This is a genomic window from Lacticaseibacillus porcinae, assembly GCF_003946305.1.
Classification (GTDB): domain Bacteria; phylum Bacillota; class Bacilli; order Lactobacillales; family Lactobacillaceae; genus Lacticaseibacillus; species Lacticaseibacillus porcinae.
On sequence record NZ_RHNS01000023.1, the window covers coordinates 22,817 to 46,156 of the forward strand.

General features: G+C 47.1%; 24 protein-coding genes. 8 read left to right on the plus strand and 16 right to left on the minus strand.

Going from position 1 to position 23,340, the window contains the following annotated elements:
* Positions 1–252: 252 nt before the first annotated feature.
* Positions 253–963, minus strand: coding sequence for a response regulator YycF (gene yycF, locus EKM92_RS12720; protein WP_125711387.1), 711 nt, complete (start codon positions 961–963; stop codon positions 253–255).
* A gap of 634 nt (positions 964–1,597) precedes the next feature.
* Here yycF and EKM92_RS12725 point away from each other — a divergent pair.
* From EKM92_RS12725 to argH, 4 genes are all read left to right on the plus strand, one after another.
* A complete protein-coding gene (locus tag EKM92_RS12725; RefSeq protein ID WP_164510009.1) occupies positions 1,598–2,269 on the plus strand; it encodes an alpha/beta fold hydrolase in 672 nt (223 codons plus the stop codon).
* An 86-nt stretch (positions 2,270–2,355) separates the two neighbouring features.
* A complete protein-coding gene (locus EKM92_RS12730) occupies positions 2,356–3,798 on the plus strand; it encodes an ABC transporter substrate-binding protein/permease (RefSeq protein ID WP_125711389.1) in 1,443 nt (480 codons plus the stop codon).
* A 47-nt stretch (positions 3,799–3,845) separates the two neighbouring features.
* On the plus strand, positions 3,846–5,075 hold the full coding sequence (locus EKM92_RS12735) for an argininosuccinate synthase (protein WP_125711390.1): 1,230 nt from the start codon (positions 3,846–3,848) through the stop codon (positions 5,073–5,075).
* Complete coding sequence (gene argH / locus EKM92_RS12740; RefSeq protein ID WP_125711391.1) at positions 5,068–6,453, plus strand: argininosuccinate lyase; 1,386 nt, start codon at positions 5,068–5,070, stop codon at positions 6,451–6,453. Before EKM92_RS12735 ends, argH begins: the two co-directional genes overlap by 8 nt.
* A 52-nt stretch (positions 6,454–6,505) precedes the next feature.
* On the opposite strand, the gene EKM92_RS12745 is transcribed toward argH, so the two are convergent.
* The gene (locus tag EKM92_RS12745; protein WP_125711392.1) at positions 6,506–7,060 is read right to left on the minus strand and encodes a hypothetical protein; all 555 of its coding nucleotides are present in this window, start codon (positions 7,058–7,060) and stop codon (positions 6,506–6,508) included.
* A 109-nt stretch (positions 7,061–7,169) separates the two neighbouring features.
* A complete protein-coding gene (locus tag EKM92_RS12750) occupies positions 7,170–7,700 on the minus strand; it encodes a ClbS/DfsB family four-helix bundle protein (protein ID WP_125711393.1) in 531 nt (176 codons plus the stop codon).
* 149 nt (positions 7,701–7,849) lie between these two features.
* Between EKM92_RS12750 and EKM92_RS12755 the strand changes: the two genes are divergently transcribed.
* A complete protein-coding gene (locus EKM92_RS12755) occupies positions 7,850–8,983 on the plus strand; it encodes a GGDEF domain-containing protein (protein WP_164510010.1) in 1,134 nt (377 codons plus the stop codon).
* A gap of 45 nt (positions 8,984–9,028) precedes the next feature.
* On the opposite strand, the gene EKM92_RS12760 is transcribed toward EKM92_RS12755, so the two are convergent.
* From EKM92_RS12760 to EKM92_RS12805, 10 genes are all read right to left on the minus strand, one after another.
* Positions 9,029–10,156 (minus strand): serine hydrolase domain-containing protein, encoded by a 1,128-nt coding sequence (locus tag EKM92_RS12760; protein ID WP_125711395.1) that lies wholly within the window; start codon positions 10,154–10,156, stop codon positions 9,029–9,031.
* Positions 10,146–11,435, minus strand: a complete 1,290-nt coding sequence (gene dltD, locus EKM92_RS12765) for a D-alanyl-lipoteichoic acid biosynthesis protein DltD (RefSeq protein ID WP_338035132.1) — start codon at positions 11,433–11,435, stop codon at positions 10,146–10,148. Before dltD ends, EKM92_RS12760 begins: the two co-directional genes overlap by 11 nt.
* The gene (gene dltC / locus EKM92_RS12770) at positions 11,387–11,620 is read right to left on the minus strand and encodes a D-alanine--poly(phosphoribitol) ligase subunit DltC (RefSeq protein ID WP_125711397.1); all 234 of its coding nucleotides are present in this window, start codon (positions 11,618–11,620) and stop codon (positions 11,387–11,389) included. Before dltC ends, dltD begins: the two co-directional genes overlap by 49 nt.
* Positions 11,621–11,635: 15 nt before the next feature.
* Entirely contained in the window at positions 11,636–12,829 is a 1,194-nt protein-coding gene (gene dltB / locus EKM92_RS12775; protein ID WP_125711398.1) for a D-alanyl-lipoteichoic acid biosynthesis protein DltB, read from the minus strand.
* Positions 12,826–14,325 (minus strand): D-alanine--poly(phosphoribitol) ligase subunit DltA, encoded by a 1,500-nt coding sequence (gene dltA / locus EKM92_RS12780; RefSeq protein ID WP_125711399.1) that lies wholly within the window; start codon positions 14,323–14,325, stop codon positions 12,826–12,828. The genes dltB and dltA overlap by 4 nt, the downstream gene beginning before the upstream one ends.
* A gap of 17 nt (positions 14,326–14,342) precedes the next feature.
* Entirely contained in the window at positions 14,343–14,480 is a 138-nt protein-coding gene (locus EKM92_RS12785) for a teichoic acid D-Ala incorporation-associated protein DltX (RefSeq protein ID WP_125711400.1), read from the minus strand.
* A gap of 11 nt (positions 14,481–14,491) precedes the next feature.
* On the minus strand, positions 14,492–15,193 hold the full coding sequence (locus EKM92_RS12790; protein ID WP_125711401.1) for a hypothetical protein: 702 nt from the start codon (positions 15,191–15,193) through the stop codon (positions 14,492–14,494).
* Between the two features lie 188 nt (positions 15,194–15,381).
* Entirely contained in the window at positions 15,382–16,755 is a 1,374-nt protein-coding gene (locus tag EKM92_RS12795) for a sensor histidine kinase (RefSeq protein WP_125711402.1), read from the minus strand.
* The gene (locus EKM92_RS12800; RefSeq protein ID WP_125711403.1) at positions 16,748–17,440 is read right to left on the minus strand and encodes a response regulator transcription factor; all 693 of its coding nucleotides are present in this window, start codon (positions 17,438–17,440) and stop codon (positions 16,748–16,750) included. Before EKM92_RS12800 ends, EKM92_RS12795 begins: the two co-directional genes overlap by 8 nt.
* A 151-nt stretch (positions 17,441–17,591) precedes the next feature.
* Positions 17,592–18,143 carry a phenolic acid decarboxylase gene (locus EKM92_RS12805; protein WP_125711404.1) on the minus strand — a complete coding sequence of 184 codons (552 nt, stop codon included), beginning with the start codon at positions 18,141–18,143 and terminating at the stop codon, positions 17,592–17,594.
* Positions 18,144–18,232: 89 nt separating this feature from the next.
* Between EKM92_RS12805 and EKM92_RS12810 the strand changes: the two genes are divergently transcribed.
* Positions 18,233–18,772, plus strand: coding sequence for a PadR family transcriptional regulator (locus EKM92_RS12810; RefSeq protein WP_125711405.1), 540 nt, complete (start codon positions 18,233–18,235; stop codon positions 18,770–18,772).
* 45 nt (positions 18,773–18,817) lie between these two features.
* Here EKM92_RS12810 and EKM92_RS12815 read toward each other — a convergent pair whose 3' ends face one another.
* The 3 genes from EKM92_RS12815 to EKM92_RS12825 all read right to left on the minus strand — a co-directional run bounded on the left by EKM92_RS12815 (position 18,818) and on the right by EKM92_RS12825 (position 21,290).
* The gene (locus EKM92_RS12815; RefSeq protein WP_125711406.1) at positions 18,818–19,261 is read right to left on the minus strand and encodes a PTS sugar transporter subunit IIA; all 444 of its coding nucleotides are present in this window, start codon (positions 19,259–19,261) and stop codon (positions 18,818–18,820) included.
* A 154-nt stretch (positions 19,262–19,415) separates the two neighbouring features.
* A complete protein-coding gene (locus EKM92_RS12820) occupies positions 19,416–20,735 on the minus strand; it encodes an MATE family efflux transporter (protein ID WP_125711407.1) in 1,320 nt (439 codons plus the stop codon).
* Between the two features lie 99 nt (positions 20,736–20,834).
* Complete coding sequence (locus EKM92_RS12825; RefSeq protein ID WP_125711408.1) at positions 20,835–21,290, minus strand: DUF956 family protein; 456 nt, start codon at positions 21,288–21,290, stop codon at positions 20,835–20,837.
* Positions 21,291–21,439: 149 nt separating this feature from the next.
* On the opposite strand from EKM92_RS12825, the gene EKM92_RS12830 reads away from it, so the two are divergent.
* On the plus strand, positions 21,440–22,369 hold the full coding sequence (locus EKM92_RS12830; RefSeq protein ID WP_125711409.1) for an aldose epimerase family protein: 930 nt from the start codon (positions 21,440–21,442) through the stop codon (positions 22,367–22,369).
* A gap of 80 nt (positions 22,370–22,449) precedes the next feature.
* On the plus strand, positions 22,450–23,232 hold the full coding sequence (locus tag EKM92_RS12835; protein WP_164510011.1) for a CPBP family intramembrane glutamic endopeptidase: 783 nt from the start codon (positions 22,450–22,452) through the stop codon (positions 23,230–23,232).
* The last annotated feature ends 108 nt before the right edge of the window (positions 23,233–23,340 follow it).

A 23,340-nucleotide genomic window follows, 5' to 3' on the forward strand; every position in this document is an offset into this window, starting at 1 on the left:
GTAAGCGATAAATCGCTAACGCAAATCTCATGACGACCACACGGCCAGCCTCCGTCTTTGACTGACTGCAATCATTGCGACGATTCGTGATGTTTCAAATCACGTCTCAAGTGTTGATCTCCGCAAGCAGTCAACTCATGTTTAAATTTGAAAACGGAAGTTGGCCGCGTCGCACGTGGTGAGCCAACTGGAGTGTTCAAATTTATACTGCTAGCTAAAAGAGCAGGACACGCATGTCCTGCCCTAAGCGATTTATTCAGCATCTGGGTTGCGTAAATAATAACCCACGCCACGCCGCGTCACTAACCATTCTGGATGTGATGGGGCGTCTTCGATTTTTTCACGGAGGCGGCGGACCGTCACATCAACAGTGCGGACATCGCCGAAGTAATCATAACCCCAAACGGTTTGCAACAAATGTTCCCGCGTCATCACTTGACCTAAGTGACGGGCCAAATAATGCAACAATTCAAATTCGCGGTTAGTTAATTCGATTTTTTCACCACGTTTAGAGACAGTGTACGCATCAGGATGAATGGTCAAATCACCGACAGTGAGGTCTTTGTTCTCATCGTCTGGTTCTTGTGCTTGTTGCACCGCAGATTGGCGACGTAAGTTTGCTTTGACCCGCGCCACTAATTCGCGGTTAGAAAATGGCTTGGTGACATAGTCGTCAGCACCAAGTTCCAACCCTAAGACTTTATCGATTTCAGAGTCTTTGGCTGTCAACATAATAATTGGCGTATCGCGATCTTTGCGGACTTGCCGCGCCACTTCCAAGCCGTCGATTTTAGGTAACATCAAGTCCAAGATGATCAAATCTGGATCTTCTTCTTGAACTTTGGCTAATGCTTCTTCGCCGTCGTATGCGGTAACGACTTCGTAGCCTTCTTTAGTTAAATTGAATTTCACGATATCAGAGATGGGTTTTTCATCATCAACCACTAGGATCTTCTTTGCCATGCAATAGGCCCTCCTCAGGTTCGGTCATATTAACTCCATTATAACGGTTTCTTGGCCGCGGGGCAAAAAGCTTCTATCAATACGCGTATTCTTAAGCTTTTGCGGTTACGTCAAAAAGCGCTGAAAGCTTTGCGCGACAAGTGTTTGCTTGTGGCTGTACCGACAGGCGAAAATTAACTATCATTCACATCAGTATGAAGATTCATCGATTTCAGATGAAAGACTCTGCAACATCAGCGTATCTGATTTGTAAGTTAGCGACACGAACGAAGAAAAGCTGTGAGCGGAGATGATTTGGCAGAACGGAGGTGAATTGGACAATTGCCTGTGGTAGTGAAATCAAGTAAGACGCCGGTTTGTGGCGGCTTGCGTAGATTTCACCGGCAGAATTTGAAACAAAGCGATTTTCTTTGGTTCAAATTCTAGGTGAAAGAACATCGGCGGGCTTTGCCGATTTCTGCAACCGGCCGCACCGGCAACTTGTCCAATTCATCGTAGTGGCGCCAAATCATCGAAGCCCACAGTTTTTCGTGCCGGAGGCAAGTTGGTAATCTTGAAGTTCTATTTCAAGTCACCCTAACGTATTCGCATCACTTGCTTCATGGTTGTACAATACAGCTATCGGAGGGACATTATGGAAATTACAGTCAATCACATCCGCTTATTTTATACGCAAGCAGGCGTTGGTGAACCGTTGATCTTGCTTCATGGCAACGGTGAAGACCACACGTTATTCACTGATTTGCAAACCAAACTCGCCAGCGACTACACGGTATATGCCATTGATTCGCGTGACCATGGCCAAAGCCAACACAATGTTCCGCTATCTTATCAACTCATGGCAGATGACATCATGAACTTCGCTGACGCGCTGCAGCTTGATTCCATTAATCTCGTCGGCTTTTCTGATGGGGCGATCGTGTCGATGTTGATCGCTAGTCAACGCCCCAGCCTCGTGCATAAGGTCGTACTAGCTGGGGGCAACCTCACGCCACAAGGTATCAAAGCGCCGATCCGCTTTGGCGTACGTGTAAGCAATTGGCGCAAACACGATCCGCTACTTAGTTTAATGTTGAATGAACCACATATCTCAACGAAGTCGCTGCATCAAATCACCGCGCAGGCTTTTGTGATCGCTGGTGAAAAAGATGTGGTGAAAAAATCTGAAACCGTGGAAATCGCCAGCGCCATTCCAACTAGCATTTTGCGCATCGTGCCAGGCGCGTCACATAGCGATTACGTCAAAGATAACACCACCTTCTACCATTACATTGCCGCATTTTTGCAGCCGTACCGCACTGAATAATTTTTGTATTTTTTACACAAAAGCTTGCATATTCCGCCAATTGGGTATATATTCAATAAAAATTCACTTTTAGGAGTTGGCGGGATATGAAAAATTTGAAACGGTGGGCGTTCGCGTTAATCGCGTTACTTGCCTTTATCGTAGCCGGAAGCGTGCATCCAGTAGATGCTGCAACTAGTCGCGTGCAGGCGATCAAAAACCGCGGGTACATCACTGTCGGGTTATCCGCCGACTATGCGCCGCTGGAATTTCACGCGACAGTCGATGGTCAAGATAAAATCGTCGGCGCTGATGTGTCGTTAGCCCAGAAAATTGCCAAAGACATGGGCGTCAAGTTGCAGATCAAGGAAATGGGCTTTGATGCCTTGATCGGCGGCTTAAAGACTGGGAAAGTTGATATGGTCATTTCTGGGATGTCCAAAACCCCTGAACGGGCCAAGCAAGTCAACTTCTCCAAGCCTTACATGTATGAAAAGCAAATCGTCGTCATTCGCAAGTCAGACAAGTCTAAATACAAAAACGTTGCCGACTTCTCAGGTGCGACTGTTGGGGCTCAAAAGCAAACCACGCAAGAAGCAATTGCCAAAGCGCAATTGCCAGGCGCGAAGATCCACAGTTTGCAAAAAGCCAATGACGTCGTTGCCCAAGTTTCCTATAATAAACTCGACGCTGGGGTCATGAGTTCCATCATCGCCGGGGCTTATGTGCAAAAGAACAAATCATTGATGATGGTCGATCCACATTTTGCCACCTCTGCTAGTCCAACCGTGGTTGCCTTACCTAAAAACGACACCGCTTTGACGACGCAGATCAACAAATCGATCACCTCCATGCAAAAGCAAGGCTTGTGGAAGAAATATTTGGATCAAGCTTACACCTTGCAAAACCAATCCCAAGGCTTTTGGGCCAAATACAGCGGCTTCTTTGTCAAAGGGGCTTTGAACACCTTGCTGTTCGCGCTGTTGACAGTCATCGCCGGGACAGTGCTTGGAACGATCTTAGCCTTGATGCGTCGCTCTAAGCTTTGGATCTTAAAAGCGATCAGCGCCGTATACGTCGAATTCATTCGTGGCACCCCATTAATGGTTCAAGCCTTCATCGTGTTCTTCGGGACTCAAGTCTTAGGGCTTAGCCTTTCAGCCTTCACTGCTGGTGCGATCGCCATGGGCATCAACTCTGGTGCTTATGTCGCTGAAATCATTCGTTCTGGTTTGAACTCTGTGCCAGTTGGTCAAACTGAAGCGGCCCGTTCCTTAGGGTTATCTAGCGGTGCCACCACCCGTTATGTGGTGTTACCACAAGCCATCAAGAACATCTGGCCAGCGTTAGGTAACGAATTCGTCACTGATATCAAGGAAAGTTCTGTGTTGTCAGTGATCGGGGCATCAGAATTGATGTTTGAAGGCTCCACGGTCCAAGGGGCCTCATTCCAGCCGTTCTTCCCAATGATGATCGTTGCTTTGATCTACTTTGCAATGACCTTCATTCTCACCCGTGCGTTAGGCTTTGTTGAACGGCGCATGGCGTAATTGATCAGTTAACACTCAACTTTAAAAAATTCTAGGAGGATTTACTCATGACTAAAAAAATCGTATTGGCTTATTCCGGTGGTTTGGATACTTCTGTGGCAATTCCTTGGCTCAAAGACAAAGGCTATGACGAAATCATCGCTGTTTGCTTAAATGTCGGCCAACCAGGCACTGACATGGACTTCATTCAAAAGAAAGCCTTAGAAGTTGGCGCTTCTGAATCTTACGCCATCGATGCCCAAGATGAATTTGCTGACAAGTATGTCGCACCAGTCATCAAGGCCAACGCTTTATACGAAGGCGACTATCCTTTGGTTTCCGCCTTGTCCCGTCCTTTGATCATCGACCACTTAGTCAAAATCGCTCATGATCATGGCGCCACTGCCATTGCCCATGGCTCTACTGGTAAAGGTAACGACCAAGTGCGTTTTGAAGCGGCGATCCATGCCTTAGATCCAGATCTTGAAATCGAAGCCCCAATTCGTGACTTCCACTGGTCTCGTGAAGAAGAAATCGACTACGCCAAAGAACACAATGTTCCAGTGCCGATCGGCAAGAAGTCCCCATATTCTATCGACTGCAACCTTTGGGGCCGTGCTAACGAAGCCGGCATTTTGGAAAACCCATGGAACCAAGCACCTGATGATGCTTGGGGGATGAGCGTTTCTCCTGAAGAAGCGCCTGACGAACCAGTATTTTTAGACCTCACCTTTGAAAAAGGCTTGCCAGTTGCCATCGACGGCACCCCAATGCCTTTGGCAACGTTGATCAAGAACTTAAACAAAGTCGCCGGCGAAAACGGCATCGGCCGTATCGACAAAATCGAAAACCGGATGGTCGGCATCAAGTCTCGTGAAGTTTACGAAGCGCCGGGTGCAGCAGTGATCATGACGGCTCACCATGAACTTGAAAACTTGACGTTGGAACGCGACATCGCCCACTACAAGCCATTGATCGAACAACAAATCACCAACATGATCTATGAAGCCAAGTGGATCACCCCATTATTTGACGCTTTGATGGCTTTCGTTGATGAAACCCAAAAGAACGTCAACGGTGTGGTGAAGATGAAGCTTTACAAAGGCAATGTCACGGCTGTTGCTCGTAAGTCTCCTAACTCCTTATACGATGAAAACCTCGCCACTTACACAAGTGCTGACTCCTTTGATCAAGAAGCAGCCGCTGGTTTCATCAAGTTATGGACCTTGCCTGCAACGGTTTACGAACAAGTCAACCATGTACATTCTCAAGCAAAGGATAAGGTAAACAATGACTGATAAACTATGGGGCGGCCGATTCACGCAAAAAGCGGCGGCTTGGGTCGACAAGTTCGGCGCATCGATCGGATTCGACCAAGCCATGGCGCATGAAGATCTTGAAGGGTCCCTTGCGCATGTCGCAATGCTCGGCAAAACTGGCATCATTCCTCAAAAAGATGCTGACGCGATCACTGACGGCTTGCATCAACTCCAACAAAAACTCGACGCAGGCGAATTGCATTTCACCATCGCTAACGAAGACATCCATTTGAACTTGGAAAGCATGCTCACTGACTTGATCGGCCCGGTTGCTGGTAAGTTGCACACAGCGCGTTCTCGTAACGACCAAGTGGCGACGGACTTGCATTTGTGGTTGAAGCATCGCTTACCTGAAATCAAATCAGCGATCAGCGATTTACAAAGTGTATTGGTGGCAAAGGCCGACGAACATGCTGGTACCATCATGCCAGGCTACACCCACATGCAACATGCGCAACCGATCACTTACGGGCATTACTTGTTAGCGTATTTCGAAATGTTCCAACGCGACTATGAACGTTTTGAATTCAACCAAAAGCACACTGACATTTTGCCTTTAGGTGCCGCAGCACTTGCTGGGACCACCTTCCCGATCGATCGTGAATTCGTTGCTGAACAACTGGGCTTTGATGCGGTTTATCACAATTCCTTAGATGCAGTATCTGATCGTGATTTCGCCTTGGAATTCTTATCTAACGCGGCGATTTTGATGCAACACTTGTCTCGCTTAGCAGAAGAGTTGATCTTGTGGTGCACTTACGAGTTCAACTACATCGAAATGTCTGACGCCTTCTCTACTGGCAGTTCCATCATGCCGCAAAAGAAAAACGCCGACTTCGCAGAACTCACCCGTGGGAAAACCGGTCGCGTTTATGGTGCTTTGATGGGTCTGTTGACCACGATGAAAGCTATCCCGCTAGCCTACAACAAAGACATGCAAGAAGATAAAGAACCAATTTTTGATGCCTTTGATACGATTTTAGGTTCCGTGCATATTTTCTCTGGGATGATCGAATCATTGACCGTTCATCCTGAAAAAATGCATGACGCGACGATCAACGACTTCTCCAATGCCACTGAATTGGCCGATTACCTCGCGACTAAAGGCGTACCATTCCGCCAAGCCCATGAAATCGTCGGAGAACTGGTACTCAAAGGTATTCAAACCAAAACCTCGCTTCAAGATATGCCGCTAGCTGAATTGAAACAAGCAGCGCCACAAATTGAAGATGATGTTTACACTGAATTGTCTTCAGAAGCTGCAGTTAACCGCCGGACTAGTTTAGGTGGCACTGCCGTTTCCAATGTGAAAAAAGAAGTGAAGCGCGCACAAGAGATCCTTGCCCAACACGCGTAATCTGAAAAGCCCTCAAATCGAAGTGATTTGAGGGCTTTTTGCATGGAATGGATCAATACTTTAAGCTGATGGCACAAACCATCGCGATCACAAAAAAAACGATCGCTAACAACCATACCCAATATAAATTCATGAGCTTGGTGCTCCGCAATTTAAGTTGTGGTAGCTTTTCTTCAGTCACGCCAAAGCTTGCAGCAGTCTCCGGATCATGTTCAATGAGCGCTTGCCATGCCGGCAGTTGCACCATTAAATTGCGGCGTTGGGCATGCATAAAACCTACGCCACTCACCAACAACCCGATCGGAAAAATAAACGCTGACCAGTTGACGAAATCTGACACTAAGAAACTCGCGGCACAACCACCCAGACACCCAAATGCTAAGAGCATCCAGAACCCGATCGCTTTGGTTTGTTGATACGGGGCTTGCGAATAGGTACTGAGGATATCGATCACGTGGTGTTGTTCGCGCCACTTCTCAAATGTTGTCGCCTGCGGGTGTCGACGCAATGACGGGTACTTTTGATTCACATGCTTTTGCAAGCGCAGGTAAATGACGATCGTCACCAGTTCCAATCCAACGAATAACAGGAATAGCAGTTCTAACATGTCAGCCTCCAGGAATTTGAATAGCCTCAATATAGCAAAAGCATGTGAAGAATTCTGGAAGGCAAACAAAAGAGTTGAAACGTGATCGCGTTTCAACTCTACAAATGAATTATTGAGTCACTAAAGGTTTTTGTGCCAAGTCATGACGGAAGTGTTGTAAGCGACGGATCGCCCATTCATAGCGTTCTGCTGAGAACAGGCTAGCATAATCCCCTAACGTCGAAGACCCAGTCCAATTAAAGAAGTTATGGGTAAATAATTTCTCTTGTTGCAATGATTCGAATTGGCGGATCATTTTACGATGGGTGTTTTGCAGGCGCTTGAACGCTTCATCCACGCTGAGATCTTGATTCAATTGCCGCAGTTGTTCAGACAACTTGCTGCTGGTTTGCCAAGTGTAGCCTTTTGGCAAAAAGCGTACGCGCTGTTCGCCTTGTAAGTTGGTGGTACTCCAATGTAAGTACAAAGCCTGCCATGCGCTAAGATGCACCAAGACATCGCGCAAGTTGCGATCGCGGCCTTTGAAACTGAATTCTTTGGTCTTACTTCCAGCGGGCAAGGCATTGATCAATGTCGTTAATTCATCAAATTTTGTCCGTGAAGCAATCAGTAGCTCCTGTCTTGTTTGAGGCTTAACCATGTTGTTATCTCCTCTTCAAGTCCAAAAATCCTGCCTACACTTCCATTTTCGGTCAGAGTTGGCCAGAATACAAGGCGAATCTTATAATATTATTTCTAGTAATATGGTATGATAGCCCCAATTAACGAAATCAAAAAAGGGGGTGCATGATGGAGATCTGGGGATTGCGGTTGGTCACGTTTATCGCGAATTTGATTATTTTGATCAGCTTTATTTGGTTGTACGTCTGGATCGAACAAACCAAACGTCAAAGCTTCATCAAGCACCACCGCAATGGTGTGTTGATCGCATTGACTGCCGCATTTTTACTGTTTTTCCACGTGGACTCGCTGCTTAACATTGCTAACGCTGGGCATCCAGTCGGCTATGGGTGGACCTTTTTAAACTTTCAATTGATCACCATGCTTTATGCAGTGTTATCCACGCGAACGCGTTCGATGACCATCGCCATGATGATCATCGGCGGCAGCTGGTTTATTTGGATGATGGATTGGCATCAAGCTTGGTGGGTGATCTTCCCGATGGTGTTAACGATCGTGGCGCATCGCTTTGCGCGGCCGTTGACGATGAAGCGTTGGTTGTATTATCCTTTCGGTTTCTTGTTTGCCATCCCTGCTTATGTCGCGAACTACCAAGCGTTAGGTGGCATCGATGTCGGTTGGCCGTTTTTATTAGGCGGATATTTGCTCCTTGAATTTGTGTTGTGGGAAACCAATTGGCAATTCAACTCCCGGGTCCTCAATGATCGCCGGTTGAAAAAAGAAGCGGTGATCGATCCGCTCACTGGGCTGTACAATTTCGGGAAATTCGATCAAGATTTACAAGCAGCCTTCGAACGTTATCAAGATCATCATGAGCTTTACTCGTTATATACCTTTGATATCGACCACTTCAAAAATATCAATGATGACTTCGGCCACTTATCTGGCAACGAAGTCTTGAAAACCGTCGCCAAGCATTTACAAAAAATGTCTGGGACTTGGGAATATCGTGCCAAAGTTTATCGCACTGGTGGCGAAGAGTTCTCGATTTTGCTGTTTGATGTGGTGGAATCTTATCAACGCGCCACTGAGATCTCCCAACAGTTGCGCCAGGAACTCAACGGCTTAGAATTTCGCTTTGATGACCAATGTTTGCACCTCACCATTTCTCTGGGACAAGACCGCGCAACTATTGATGATAAAAACTATTTAGATCTTTATCGCCGCGCTGACGCTTTCTTATACACGTCTAAAAACAATGGGCGTGATGTGGCGACGATCCGCGGCAATTTAGTGCATTAAACCCAAAAAGCTTCACCTTTGACTGAATTCAAAGGTGAAGCTTTTTTAATGCGTCAACCAAGCTAACGCAATTTTATCGGCCGCCACTTCATTGGCGGCTTTAGGGACACTGCAGTTGCTCATCACGATCACTGCATCGCGACCAGATTGGGTGATCCGCAAGAAACATTCATAGCCGTAACCAAAGCCATTGGCTGAACGAAACGGGCCGTTTTGATAGAGGCCACCGCCATATGTGGAAAGCGAACCTGGGGCAAATAATAATGCACTGACATTGTTGCCACCAAGTAAGCGTCCTGACAAAAGTCCTGATTCAACCGCGAATAAATCATCGACGCTCATCAGCAACTGACCGGTGCCGAGTTCTTGATGTTGTTGCGCTGACGTCGCGTTGACTGGTGTTTCATCAGTCAAGCCGTGTTTGCCGAGACTATGGCCCAGTGCAACCTCTGCCATATTACGATCATAAGCAAACCGGGTATGCGTCAAATGTAGCGGCTTGATATATTCATTTTCAACCAATGTTTGATAACTTTGATGAGTCAACTTCATCAAGATCCCGACTAGCACCACATAATCTGCAGCTTGATAGCGGCCTTGCCCATTCATTGCTGGGGTATAGCGCAATTTCGCCAACATGCGATCAACAGTGGTTTGATCATTGATGTAGTCTTTGCTCAAAAACCCACCTTGTACCGTTAACCCTGAGGCCATATCTAGCAATTGGCGAATCGTGATCGTGTCACTGCCTGGGACTTGGGGAAAATACTGGCTCAAGTGATCGCGTAAGTGAAGCTTGCCTTGCATCGCCTCATGCATCACCAAGCCAGCAGTCACTGATTTTTGCACGGAGTCGATTTCAAACAAATTATCTGGGGTATTCAACGTTTGGGCAGTGGCTTGACCTTGAGCAAGCGTCGCGACTCGCTTGCCATTGCGGTATAACGCTGCGACCCCTGAGAATTGATTTTTGGGTAAATACTTTTGGAGATCTAAGGTGGCTTCAGTTGCTGGTTTGGTTTTGATGTGCACCACAGCATGCGATTTGACCACTTGAGGTTGCGCCCGCTTGCCGACTGCAAAGCCCACCGCGGCCACCACCCCCAACATCAACATCGCGGCGATCACTTGCGGCCAAAGGGTTTGACGCACGCGACGGCGATTACTGCGCATTGGCCCACCCCTTGGAGAAGAAGTACGGTTGGATATGATAATGATCAGGTGCCTGCTGCTGCGTCAAAAATGGATCGACAACTTGATCAACTGCCACCCAACCGCGCCAACCTAAGTGGATCGTGTCTTGCATGAAGTAAGGTTGACGGCCAGCTTTGGTGAGGTCTAAGACATGTGAGAAACCTTGATCAGCTAATTGCCGTTTGATTTTATTGGTGGTGGTGGTGATCATTGGTTGCGACAAATGGGTGTATTGTGCCCATTTGGCGTTGATCGGCGGGATCACGAACTGCACTTGAATATGATTTTTGGCAAATTGATCCAGCAACAATTGGAAATCCCCATATTCTGGTGAACGGCGATAGTCAAATGTCGCTTGTTTGCCACGCATTTTGGCCAGTTTATTGCCACCTAAGCGTTGGGAGAAGAAGTGATTTTCGATGCCAAAATGATTGTTTGTCGTCGCTTTGGCACCGATTTTTCCTGCCAATGCGTCAAGTTGCGCGGCAGTCGCATGTTCTGGTAATTGGGCCATGCCTTTTTGAATACGGGCATAGTGATTGCCAACTGTAAAGCGGGAGAACAAACTGTCTTCATTGCGCAACAAGGTCTCATGAATTGCTAAGCGGGTGTTCAACCCTTGACCGAGCTTAACGCCAGCCGCAATATCTAACAAGCCTTCGCGAATATCGCTATGCGCTTTAGCGGGACTGAGCTTCAACAAACGTTTGGCAGCGTATCGATCGGCGGCATCGTGTGAGTCAGCGTGTTGCAAGAATTGAATCGCTTGTAATGGCGAGTAGAAATATTGAAAAGCGCCGGGATTGACGCCTTTTGGTGTAAACCACTGCAATGAAATGATGAAAACCACTTTTTTGCCGCGGTATTGACGGATCCATGATTGATTATCAAGATAATGCGTCAACGACTGAGTCCCTGGGGCGCCGAGTAAAAACGGACGATAAGGCCGATCATATTTCGCCGCTAACACTGACGGGTGGAAGGCGTCCATACGTGACAATTCTGAACTGCCGATAAACGGGACATAATCAGACTTTAACGCTTGATCTTTAATGCGTTGACCCAGCAAAATGTTGGGTGCCATCGACACCGACGCTTCGCGCAAGGTTTTTTGATTGAGGTGACCTTGTGGTAGTGGCACCAATAACACGCCGAGTACTAGCACACACGCCAAGATCACTGGTCCAAAAATCATCCACAGGCGTTTTTTCATTGGGCAGCAGAGGCTTTGGCAATGATCTTGTTTGGCGTGTTCCATTCATTGCGGTCAAATTCAGACACTGGCACCGAAATGCCGAGTTGATCTTGTAATTCTAATAACAATTGGACGGTGTCCATGGAATCTAGTAATGCCGTAGCAAATAAATCAGTGTCTAACGCACTGGATAAATCTTCGCCGGTGAGGTCTTGTAAGATATTTAATACCGTTGTTTTCGTGTCCATTGTAAGTACTCCTTTTTATTTGAAGAATAACGTGTCTAAGAAACCAGAGAAAATCAAGAAACTAAAGCAAACCACATTGAAGGTGATAAAAATCGCCAACGCTTGGGTGAAGCGGTTATGCGGCATTGACTGGCGGTGCTTTTTCTTAAATCGCAACCAAATGTCGTTGATAATGATCGCTGCGGCGTGAAACAAGCCATAAACGATGTAATACCACGTCACCCCATGCCAAAAGCCCATCACCAAAAAGTTGATCAAGTAAGCGACTTGACTGACGCGAATGCGGTTTTTGATCAATTTGTGCTTCATGATGAAGAAAGTCGTCCGCATGAAGACGAAATCCCGAAACCAGAAACTCAAGCTCATGTGCCAGCGATTCCAGAACTCTTTGATGTTCGGCGCGGCAAAAGGTTTGTTAAAGTTCATCGGGGTGTCGATCCCCATGATCAATGAAATCGCCACAGCGAACAAACTGTAACCAGCAAAATCAAAGAACAAATACATCGAGTAGTCATACATATACCCGACTAACGACCAAGAAAAGCCGCCGATCCGCAAGGCAAAATGCGCCAGTTGCGGCAACCACACCGTCCCAAACAAGTAGCCCAGCACATATTTGTACAAAAACCCTAAGAACAAATACTTCACCGCACGGTTCAACATGTCGAGATATTGGTCGCGCTCAGGTGCGCCTTCAACATCTTGTTCAAACCTCCGGAAGCGATCGATCGGCCCACTGGAAATTGTCGGCATAAAGCACATAAAGCGGATCACTGGCCAAACACGTAAGGCCTTGATGGTGCCATCGCGCAGTTCCATGATGATTTGTACGGCTTTAAAGGTCAGGTAACTGATCCCTAAGAAACCCAATAGCGATGGCGTCACACTGAATACTGGCGTCAGTTTGACGATCACCAAAGGGAAAATCGACGCAAGGACTGCGATCACAAACCACGATGTTTGATTGTGGGCTTTGCGATAATGGGCATAAGCGAAGATCACCACCACTTGCCAAATCAAGTAGCCGATCAAGGCAACGCCTTGATGCCATTTTTCACCAGTGAACATCAACACGATAAAACTGAGGCTCACCAGCACTTCATAGACTTTCAACCGGTGGCCATGCCACAAGCCGACCATCAATGGGATCAGTGCTACTAACAGATAAATAAAGTATTGCGGATCTGCATAAGGTTGTAAGTTGATCATGCGTTGACCTCAGCGATCAACTGTTTGATCGCCACTTTCCCATTCGCCGTCAGCGGCAACGCGTCGCGATAAACAAACCGTTGTGGCACCATGTAGCTCATCATTTTACTTTCTAGCGAGCGGCGGATCGCTTGGGTCAGTTGTAATTCTGATTCAAATTCATTTTTGGCTGGGACGATATAAGCTAACAGCTTCGCCACTTTATGTTCACGGTTATATTTAGGGATCGCAACACCTTGTGCGATCAATGGCGCATCGTTTAAGTAGTGGTTGACTTCTTCAAGTTCGATCCGGTAGCCGTTAAGCTTAATTTGAAAATCTGTCCGCCCACGATAAAAGATCATCCCGGCATCATCGATGTACCCGAGATCGCCTGTCGCATAGCCGTCTGGTAAAAAGGCAGCCGCCGTTTTATCAGGATTATTGAGGTAGCCTTTAGACACACTTGGTCCTTGGATCATCAACTCCCCAACGCGTTGTCCATCTTCATCGCGCAAGGTATTTTCACGCAATAAGATCTTCGTATCCGGTTTGGCGACACCGATCGGCAAACCGGAATATTGATCAAGCACTGCTTGGGTGATTTCAACCGCCGTCACCGCAACTGTCGCTTCAGTCGGCCCATAAGTGTTATAGATCTGTGCTTGTGGGAAACGTTGTAATAAAGTTTCGGCTAAAGCATGAGTCAACTCTTCGCCACAAAAGAAGAATTGGGTTAAATCAGGATAATGCGCCGCATCAAAGTTGGCATCTAATAAGCAAATGCTGGCAAAACTCGGCGTTGAGATCCACACTTGCAAGGCTAGAGTCGGTAACACCGCAAACAACGTTTTTAAGTTTGCCGCTTGGTCTTGCGGCATTACTTTCAACGCACCGCCTTGCGTGAGTGCTGGATACAACCCCATCACTGATAAGTCGAAGGAATATGGGGCCTGGCTTAACACTTGTGCATGTTCAGGCAGATCAAAGGTGTTCATCCAATTGACGAAGCTCAACAAGTTGTTGTGCGAGATCTGCACGCCTTTAGGTTGACCCGTCGTTCCTGACGTAAAGATAATGTAGAAGGTATCATCGCCTGTCACTGGAGTCAACTTCGCAGCATGGGCGCGACTACCGGCGATGGCTTGCGTCCGGGCATCAAGCACTGGTGTTTGCATTGCGATCGGCAAGTCTGCCACAGCTAAGATCAACGCCGGTTTAGCAATACTTTCGATCATGGTCAACCGTGTTTGTGGCGAATGGGTATCGACTGGAATATAGGCATGCCCTGATTTCACACAGGCGAGAAACGCGACGATAGTGGCAAAGCTTTGATCGCCATACACCATGATCGGTGCCTTCGCTGGTAGGTCGCAGCCAGCGATCGCTTGCGCTAAATGCGTCGAAGCAGTGCTAAGTTGTTGATAATCATACGTTTGGTCATTGATTTGGTAGCAGACGCGATGCGGCTCTTGTTGTGCAAATGCATCGATCGTTTGAATAATATCTGTGATCACGATAACCCTCCAAGACACTAGAATTCGTTATAAATAAAGTGACTGCCACCGACACCGCGGTAGCTATATAAGTACACCAGTACCAATAAGATCACTGCGTAAAATAAGGTCCGCAAAATGAAATTCACCACTGGTCGTTGAAAAAATTGTTTCAATCTCCTACTCCTTAGTCGATTGTTGAAATCACATAACTCGGTCCACCTGGTTGCCGCCGTTGCCAAAGGGTAAAGCAAAATCCTAACAAGATCACATTGCCTACAGTTGCCCCTAACGGCCAAAAGCTCAACGCGATCACTGCGACTGCGGCGATCACCCACAATAGCCAAGGTGGGGCTTGGCGTTTAGGCAATGAACCGATCCAAGCGAGGCGTTTTTGTTTAAAGCCAATGTCTTGCAAATCGCTTAACGCAAAAACATGGCGGCTGGCGCCTTGCAACAACGCGCGCTTCACTTGGGCGGTAAACGCACAATTGCGAAAAATCATTCGCCGTTTGTTGCCAAAGCCAACTACTTGATAACCACCAACCACTAATGCATCGATCATTGAGACCATGGTTTCGATCATCGTAGGCTGTTCTGGGTCGATCACCACATAAGCATCAGCAGCCACTGACGCTAAGCCTGCAAGCACCGCCGCGTCATAGCCAAAATGTCGCGATAAACACAGTTTATGAGCGTTTTCGACGCTGACTTTCAATTGGGCAATTTCATCAGCTAACGTTGAACCGGCGCCGTCATCGATCAACCACAGCTGAAAGCCCACTTGCGGCCACAGTTTGGTACAAATATCGATTTGAGCTTGCACAGCGGTAACAGTTTGCGAGAGTTTTTGCGAGTGATAGCATGGCAGCAACAAGGCGATTTGCATGACGACTCCTTTCTGATCAGGTGATGGTTTTAGTGTAGCGACTTTGTTTAAGCGCATCCCCTTATGCTTGTTGAATTTAATCTGAGAATTTCTCAGAATCGCCCTTAGTACCTAAATGGCAGTCGATCCGCATTTGTCAATCGACTCAACAAAAAAGACCGAAGCACTGGGCTTCAGTCTTTCAACATTTAATCATTTGTCGGCAAGGTGATCACAAACCTTGCGCCTGTGGGATGATTGTCGACCACTTTTAATTCACTGTGATTTAAATCGATCAACCGCTTGGCGATCGCTAAACCCAGGCCAGTGCCACCGATCTGCTTTTCTCGTGAGGCATCGACGCGATAGAAGCGATCGAACACTTTATCTTTATCAGCATCACTGACGCCTGGGCCTTGATCTGAAACTGACAGTTCAGCGCCATCAGCGGTGCGCGATACTTGGATCGTGATTTGAGAATTTTCACCATATTTCTCAGCATTGTTGAGCAACGCGACTACCACTTGCTCGATTGAATCACGATGCGCATAGGCTAACACTGAATTATCGGTGATCACTTGTAGCGGCTGGTGATCACCAACGGGATAGGCGGCAGCCACGCGGTTTGCCAATTTTGACAAATCAAACCAGTCTCCAGCTAAATGGGCATGATCCATGCGCGATAAACTTAACAACCGCTCGATCAGCTCTTGCATCGCTAAGCTTGAGGCTTCAATGGTGGCAAGTGACTCAGGCACGATTTCAGGATGGTCTTTGGCATGGCGTCTGATCAACCCAACATGGCCGCGGATCGCAGCTAGCGGCGTCCGCAATTCATGCGACGCATCGGAAACAAATTGATGATCGCGGATCACTTGTTGATTCAAACTCGCTAATAAGCGGTTGAACTCAACGCCTAACGCTTGCACTTCTGCAGGACCTGCAGGCACTGGCAAGGTTTCATGATAAGTCGCGTCTTTGGTTTCAACAATCGTTTCTGCCGCTGTGGTTAAGTCTACTAACGGTTGGTTTAAGCGCCGCGCAAAAATGTGGATCAACCAAATCCCTAACAACAACCCGATCACACTCATCACCACGATCACTAACAACGTTAATTTGAATAATTCGATCATATTATTCAAGCTCAACCATAATTCATAAGTGACTTTGGTGGTGCCATAATGTTTGGTTTCAGCAAGATGATAGTAGATCCCATGCTTTTTTTGATATTGGACATGTGACCACAGTGCCCAAGTATCCCAATTATCTTTCAAAAAGGCTTGCGTATGTTTGGTGTAATAATAGCGAGCCGTTTTCGTTTTCGGTTTGACGATCACCCGCACAAAGCTGGTGCGCATGTTGACATTCGCAGTATCGCGCCAATAATCCCAGTCAGGTTTGTTATCGGCGAAACTATTTTGCAACGTAGTCATCAACTGGGCGGCATCTTCTTGTTTATTGCGCACCAAATGCGCCCCAACAACGCTGACTGTTGCTAACCCCACTGCTAACATCAATACCGTCAACAACCACGCATAAGCGCGCGAAATGCGAGTGGCACTAGATTCTGTTGGTTTAGGCATGGCACCAGTCCGCTGATAACACATAACCGACGCCGCGCACTGTATGGATCAGCGGTTGCGTCCCTGGCAAGTCCAACTTATTGCGCAAGTAGCGAATATACACATCCACAATGTTCACTTGCCCGTCAAAATCTTGTCCCCACACTGTATCGAGCAGTTCGTCGCGAGTCATCGGATCGTTAGCATGTTGGATCAACGCCAACAACAATTCATACTCACGTGGGGTGAGCACTGCCACCAAGTCGCCGCGACGCACAGTGCGCGCTTTGGTATCAAGGGTCAAGTCACCAACCGTATAAGTGCTATGTGGTGTATGATTTTGGCGGCGAACGCAGACCCGCACGCGAGCAAGTAGTTCTTCAATATCAAAAGGCTTGGTAATGTAATCATCGGCGCCGTTATCAAGGCCGGCGACTTTATCGCCGACATAATCCCGCGCCGTCATCATGATCACTGGCAAATCATCATTTTTGCGGATGCGACGTAACACTTCTAAGCCGTCTAGCTTCGGTAACATCCAATCTAAAATCACCAGATCTAGGCTTTGACCGTGGGCTTGATAATATTGCCAAGCACTTAACCCATCATGCACGACATTAACGTCGTAGCCTTCGAACTTCAGCTCTGATGACAAAAATGTCGTCAAGCTGGTTTCATCTTCAACCAATAACAATGACTGTGCCATATGCCCCTCCACTTCGCGAATTACTATTGCTAGGATAACATATTCTCGCAGGTGCTCAGCTTACAGTGTTGTCACGTGAGCGGAAACGTTCAAAACATTACTTTTGCTTAAGAAAAAAGCCACATCGAGCAATCGACGTGGCTTGTTAGACTTATTTGATCATTTGGTAGTTGTCATCATAGAACTTGCCGTTGCGAATGTCATCTGGCATGCCAGCGTATGGTTCTTTGGCAATAACTTGGTCGTTATTTTGGCCGGCGTCACCGATATACGTGATATGTGCGAATTCTGGCACCACGAGCTTTGGATAAGTTTCGTACTTTTCGCGAGATTCGTGCATCAAATCAATGTGTTCGTTTTGGTAAGTGACGGTGATTTCTGGATGTTCTTGGACCCACTTTGGGAAGAAGATCGTACCGTTGAGCTTATGTTCGTTAGGGACGAAATCCAACGCAACGTCAGTGCCAGTCGGTTCAGTCCAAGCAACTTTGTATACGCCTGGGATCAACATCGCGATATGGGCTTCTTGATCCGTGACCCAACGTCCTGCAACCATGCCGCCGTGGATGCGGTAGTCAACCGTGTGGTCATTTTTAGCGTACCATTCATATTCCCAACCATTGTCGTAAGTATAAATGAAGTGCGTGCCTAAGAAATCGTCTAAGGTTTCAAAATGTTTATCTAAGTGATTCAAGTTTGCCATGCGAGTTCCTCCTATATGTCATTAATGACATGTTTTAATCAACGTGATTATGTTATACTGAACTTATCAAATCGTCAAGAGGAAAATTCATGGCCCAACGCAATTTACTGCAATTTATTATTTTAGGTTTACTTCACCAAACACCGATGACTGGCTATGAGCTGACCAAAGCCTTCGATTCAGATATCGGGGAATTCTGGTCAGCGCAACATTCTCAAATCTACCCACAGCTTCAAAAGCTCGAAACTGCCGGCGCTTTAACGCACACTGAAGAAGTCACTGGCGAAAAACTCGCCCGCAAACGCTATGCGATCACTGACGACGGTTTGGACACCTTAAACACTTGGCTGGCAGCACCGACTGCTGCCTCAACCAACGGTAAAGATGAATTTGCCTTGAAGTTATACTTCATCCCCGATGCATCAGATTCGCGGTTGAAGCCGATGCTTGAAGCCCAACAAGTTGAACATACGACCAAGCGTACCCACCTCGAGCACCAACTCGCCACCAAGTTTCCTGATGGCGCCCCAACGACAGGACTTGGGCATTACTTGATTTTGCAACACGCGGTATTGCGAGAACATGAATATTGTGATTGGTTGGCTTCTGCGTTAAAACATTGCCACTAAAAAAGCGTGTGCTTCAGAAGAATTTCTGAAGCACACGCTTTTGATTTAAACCAGATCATCAGCAAACATCCCTAAACCCACGGGATCGTCACGCCATTGAGTAAAATATTGATGATTAGCGGCAACCACAGTGGCAACGCGATCACGCAGAACTTGTAATTGCGTATCGTCAAATAACTGTGGTACCCGCAACACGATCAAATAATCGATCGGCTTTTGCAAAATCGTCCACATCACTGGCCGCCGCAAGGTCATCACCAAAACTTCTGGTTTGGTGCAGTTAGGATCGGTGACATGGATCAACGCCGTACGCTGATTCAGTTGCACAGCGTCGCGGGCAGCACTGGCAAGCAAACTGGAAATGGCTTGTTGTAAGTCGAGGCCGCGATCTTGGTGTAAGAATACCGCTGCCTGATGCAATGCATTGAGTTTATCGTAACGGGACAACTTGACGCGCGGATATACCGGCGCATGATCGGCGATGAACATAGTCGCGACCTCCTTTATTTGTTTACGTTTACACTGTAACGGCTGTAACGCGTTACAGGTCAAGCCTAAATGCAAAATTTGTCGCCTTAATGTGCAATTTCCTCATTTTTCGCGGAAAAATAGCGGCAACTCATGAAAAGTCGCCGCTAAGTCATTAATTTGTTCGCATCACTCGCCGATACACCACAATCCCAATGCCAAAGGTGATCACATCTGCAACTGCCTGCGCAAAAATCACACCGTGTAACCCGAGTATCAAAGGTAACACCATCATCACGATGAAGAACACCACGCCTTGTCGAGAAATCGCCATCACCAGCGCCCCAAGTGATTGACCAGTGGATTGAAAAACGGTGGTAAACACCAAGATCGCCCCGATAAATGGGGTCGTCACTAGCAAAGCCCGCAACATTAAACTCCCTAAGGCCACAATTTTAGGGGTGTTCATGAATAACGCGACTAGTTGTGGGGAAAATAGCATTAACAAAGCCGCTGCTGCTAGCGCATAACCGATTTCGACTTTGAAATCATATTTGAGGATCGCTTTGAGGCGATCGTGATTTTTCGCCCCAAAGTTGTAGCCGATCAATGGTTGGGCGCCAAAGGCAAAGCCGACCATCACTAACATCACGACCATGTAGATTTTTTGTGCGATCCCCATTGCCGCCACTGCGTCTGATCCATAATGGGCTAAATGCGAATTCAACAACGCAATGCCAAAACTTTGCATGAAGTTGGTCAACGACGCTGGGATCCCAATGGCAATGATCGCCCAAAAAGCTTTTTGATCGACACGAGCAAGCAGTGGCTTCACACTTAAATATTCAGATTTAGACAAGGTGAACCACACCAACAAACCAGTGTTTAACGCATAGCCGATCACATTGGCTAAACCCACGCCGCTCGCTCCCCAATGCAACCCAAATAAGAAAATCGGATCCAGCACAATGGTCAACGCACACCCTGCTGCTGTAGCGATCATCGACTGCTTCGCCAAGCCTTCAGTACGAATGATATTCCCAGGTACTAACGACACAATGATAAACACCGCGCCGATCGCCAGCATGCGATAAAACCCACCTGCATAGGCACGCGTTGCGGTGGTGGCCCCAAGCATGCCTAGAATTGGTTGTTCAAAGCCTAACATCAAGGCACTAACGATCAAACTTAAAATAACCGCGGCATAAAAACAAAAACTCGACGCGCGTTTGACTTGTTGATAATCTTTGGCCCCCATCAACCGTGAGATCAAGGCACTGCCACCTAACCCGAAGATATCACCAAGCGCCAACATAAACGAAAACACTGGGGTGCCGATCGCAACCCCGGCGACTAAATCAGCGTTACCAGTTTGCGCAATAAAAAAGGTATCCGCTAAGTTGTAGATCATGCTGGCAACCATCCCGATCACTACCGGCAAAGCCAGTTGCATATACGCCTTAGGCACTGGCGCATGTTCAAATAAATCGTTCATCACAAAATCCTCCAAATTAACGATACCGTAAACTTTTTGCTCGTGTAAGCAAAAAATAAATAGCGACCGCATCGAAGCGGCCGCTATCTTGGTAATTCTTTATTTTTTCTTTTTGCCAATGTTTTTGATCGTGTTCGGTAAGTTCTTGATAATGTTTGGGAAGTTCTTGATCGCCGCACCAAACACTTGGAAGAAACTCAAACTCTTGACGATGTGATCGGCAGGAATATGTTCACGGCATGCCCGCAACAATGCTTTAGGATCATGGGCCGCAAAAGTGTAAGTCCCATTTTTCTTAGTGCGGACGGCAAAACGTGGGATCCATTTGCCACCAAACATGATCGACGCGATGATCACATCGACTTCCCGCCATGGCAGTTGGATGTAGTTTTTCGGATTGCGATCATCGTAAAATTCAAACCCGTTGTTACCGACATAGATCATGCCGTAATCACCGAGGCCCATGTATGACGTGCCTTTGGTTTCATGTTCGATTTTGGTGTTGAGAGGTTCAACTTTGAAACCCGCTGCATTAACTCTAACTTTATCTGCCATTTAATTCACCGTTTCCCCTATTTGTCTGTTTCTATTATACCAAAGTCTGGTTGAGATGAAAGCGCTGAACGTTTACCGTCACATCCACCGATTGTTACCGCTACCAATGGCGGCACGTGCGATAATATAAGCAGACGGAGGTACTGAAAATGCAGACAACGAAATTAACGAATGCCCATGGGGTGACCATTGAAACCATGACCCAAGGTGCGACTTGGATCAACTGGCAAAAACCGACGACTAACGGCTTACAAGATCTGATTTTAACTAGCGACCCTAAGGTTTATGTGAATGATTCCAGTCATCATGGCCACAGCATTGGCCCCACTGGTGGCCGCGTGCCATTGACCTTTGAACTTGCCGGCCAAAAAGTTGAATTACCAGATACTGGCGACGGCTACAACATGCATGGCGGCCCTGATGGCTTTGATACGGTTGATTGGGATGTCCTTGTCGGCACTGACGCGGTGACTTACACCCATCAATTCCCAGCAATGATCAAACCAGGGATCTTATCAGTTGCGATTCAATATCAATTAACTGACGACAACGCAGTGATCATCACCTATACTGCCACTAGCACGATGCCGACGTTATTCAACCCGACTAGCCACGTCTATTTCAATCTCGGTGATACCAACAACGTCGCCGAACACCAATTGCAGATCAATGCCCATCAACGCATTGCCACAGCCGCGAATAAATTCCCGTTGCCGCAAAATTTGGATGTCGCTGACAGCGGTTATGATCTGCGAGAATCTACGCCGCTAGCTTCAGTATTTGACGCGTTAAAAGAAATCCCTGAACGCGGCCTTGATGATCTTTATTTATTGGACACCACCAAGCCTGCCGCGATCCTTCAATGCGGCGACAACAAAATCACGATTTCAACCGATCGCAACGCGTTAGTTGCCTACACGGCTAACAACTGGGACGATAGCTTACCATTGATCGGCAAAACCAGCGGCGATCACATTGGCGTTGCGCTAGAGCCGCAATGCGATCCTCGTCAACTGCAACAATACACTTTGATGCCTGGCGATATGGTGCATTATCAAACCACCTACCAATTGCACTAAAACTGCCGCAATAACGCATTGCAATTTTATGATTGCGCTTTCAATTGGTAAGCCTATATTTAGATATGGGGGGATCCGTGATGGAAAAATTGCGTCGATTGCCAGTGATCTGGCAAGTGATTTGCTTTGCGTTGTTGTATGAAGTGATCGGGGAGTTAGGTTTTAGTCTGCTATTTCGCACCATCATCGCGCCGGGAACGTTCATTGCGCCTGGCATGGTGAGCTTAATGGTTTATAAGTTATTTACGCTGTTGTTCATATTTGCCATGAATTGGTTGTTTATCGGTCAAAAAATCTATTTTGCGAACTTTCGACCACTGACATGGGGGTTGTTAGCAGTAGTTTGGCTAGCAGAAAGTGCACTGCTGATCAGCATTCACGGTGTCGATCACTTGCCATGGGCGATCGTGATGGCCTTGATTCCAGGAATCGTTGAAGAAATCGGGATGCGCGGCATGGTTTTCGGCGCTTTGCGGCAACGACTCAAAGGCCGACATGCTGGCCGCAATGCCTTTTTTGTTTCAGCGGGGTTATTCGCATTGCTACATTTGGTGAACTTATCTGGTGAAAGTTTTTCAGCGGTTTGCGTGCAAATGATCAGCGCCTTAGGTGGCGGTTTGCTATTTGCGGCGTTATACCAACGCAGCGGTAACTTGTTGTCGGCGATGGCCTACCATTTCTCTTTTGACTACATCACCGTTGGCATGGGCACCCCTGGCGGCCATCCTGCAGGCGGTTTTCAATTAATGACCATGATCGTCGTACTTGTGGTATTTGCGATTGAAGCAACGCTGGCAGTGGTGTTGATCTATGCTGGCAAATCGCAACGCCGCAACCGCTTGTTACCAAAACTTGGCTTGTAAATCGAAGCAATTCAAAAAAGATGCTGTCTGCTGATGTGAACCCCCAGGTTTGGACAACAATCCAAATCTGGGGGTTTTCTTATGGTCAAGTTTGATTTAGATCTTCGT

Excerpts from the sequence above, each read along its gene's own strand:
- dltB (WP_125711398.1), bottom strand. The coding sequence starts at position 12,829 with ATGATCAACTTACAACCTTATGCAGATCCGCAATACTTTATTTATCTG.
- EKM92_RS12755 (WP_164510010.1), top strand. The coding sequence starts at position 7,850 with ATGGAGATCTGGGGATTGCGGTTGGTCACGTTTATCGCGAATTTGATT.
- yycF (WP_125711387.1), bottom strand. The coding sequence starts at position 963 with ATGGCAAAGAAGATCCTAGTGGTTGATGATGAAAAACCCATCTCTGAT.
- EKM92_RS12795 (WP_125711402.1), bottom strand. The coding sequence starts at position 16,755 with ATGCCTAAACCAACAGAATCTAGTGCCACTCGCATTTCGCGCGCTTAT.
- EKM92_RS12750 (WP_125711393.1), bottom strand. The coding sequence starts at position 7,700 with ATGGTTAAGCCTCAAACAAGACAGGAGCTACTGATTGCTTCACGGACA.
- EKM92_RS12820 (WP_125711407.1), bottom strand. The coding sequence starts at position 20,735 with ATGAACGATTTATTTGAACATGCGCCAGTGCCTAAGGCGTATATGCAA.
- EKM92_RS12835 (WP_164510011.1), top strand. The coding sequence starts at position 22,450 with ATGGAAAAATTGCGTCGATTGCCAGTGATCTGGCAAGTGATTTGCTTT.
- EKM92_RS12815 (WP_125711406.1), bottom strand. The coding sequence starts at position 19,261 with ATGTTCATCGCCGATCATGCGCCGGTATATCCGCGCGTCAAGTTGTCC.
- EKM92_RS12760 (WP_125711395.1), bottom strand. The coding sequence starts at position 10,156 with ATGCGCAGTAATCGCCGTCGCGTGCGTCAAACCCTTTGGCCGCAAGTG.
- dltD (WP_338035132.1), bottom strand. The coding sequence starts at position 11,435 with ATGGAACACGCCAAACAAGATCATTGCCAAAGCCTCTGCTGCCCAATG.
- EKM92_RS12745 (WP_125711392.1), bottom strand. The coding sequence starts at position 7,060 with ATGTTAGAACTGCTATTCCTGTTATTCGTTGGATTGGAACTGGTGACG.
- EKM92_RS12830 (WP_125711409.1), top strand. The coding sequence starts at position 21,440 with ATGCAGACAACGAAATTAACGAATGCCCATGGGGTGACCATTGAAACC.
- EKM92_RS12800 (WP_125711403.1), bottom strand. The coding sequence starts at position 17,440 with ATGGCACAGTCATTGTTATTGGTTGAAGATGAAACCAGCTTGACGACA.
- EKM92_RS12790 (WP_125711401.1), bottom strand. The coding sequence starts at position 15,193 with ATGCAAATCGCCTTGTTGCTGCCATGCTATCACTCGCAAAAACTCTCG.
- EKM92_RS12805 (WP_125711404.1), bottom strand. The coding sequence starts at position 18,143 with ATGGCAAACTTGAATCACTTAGATAAACATTTTGAAACCTTAGACGAT.
- EKM92_RS12825 (WP_125711408.1), bottom strand. The coding sequence starts at position 21,290 with ATGGCAGATAAAGTTAGAGTTAATGCAGCGGGTTTCAAAGTTGAACCT.
- argH (WP_125711391.1), top strand. The coding sequence starts at position 5,068 with ATGACTGATAAACTATGGGGCGGCCGATTCACGCAAAAAGCGGCGGCT.
- dltC (WP_125711397.1), bottom strand. The coding sequence starts at position 11,620 with ATGGACACGAAAACAACGGTATTAAATATCTTACAAGACCTCACCGGC.
- EKM92_RS12730 (WP_125711389.1), top strand. The coding sequence starts at position 2,356 with ATGAAAAATTTGAAACGGTGGGCGTTCGCGTTAATCGCGTTACTTGCC.
- EKM92_RS12725 (WP_164510009.1), top strand. The coding sequence starts at position 1,598 with ATGGAAATTACAGTCAATCACATCCGCTTATTTTATACGCAAGCAGGC.
- EKM92_RS12810 (WP_125711405.1), top strand. The coding sequence starts at position 18,233 with ATGGCCCAACGCAATTTACTGCAATTTATTATTTTAGGTTTACTTCAC.
- EKM92_RS12735 (WP_125711390.1), top strand. The coding sequence starts at position 3,846 with ATGACTAAAAAAATCGTATTGGCTTATTCCGGTGGTTTGGATACTTCT.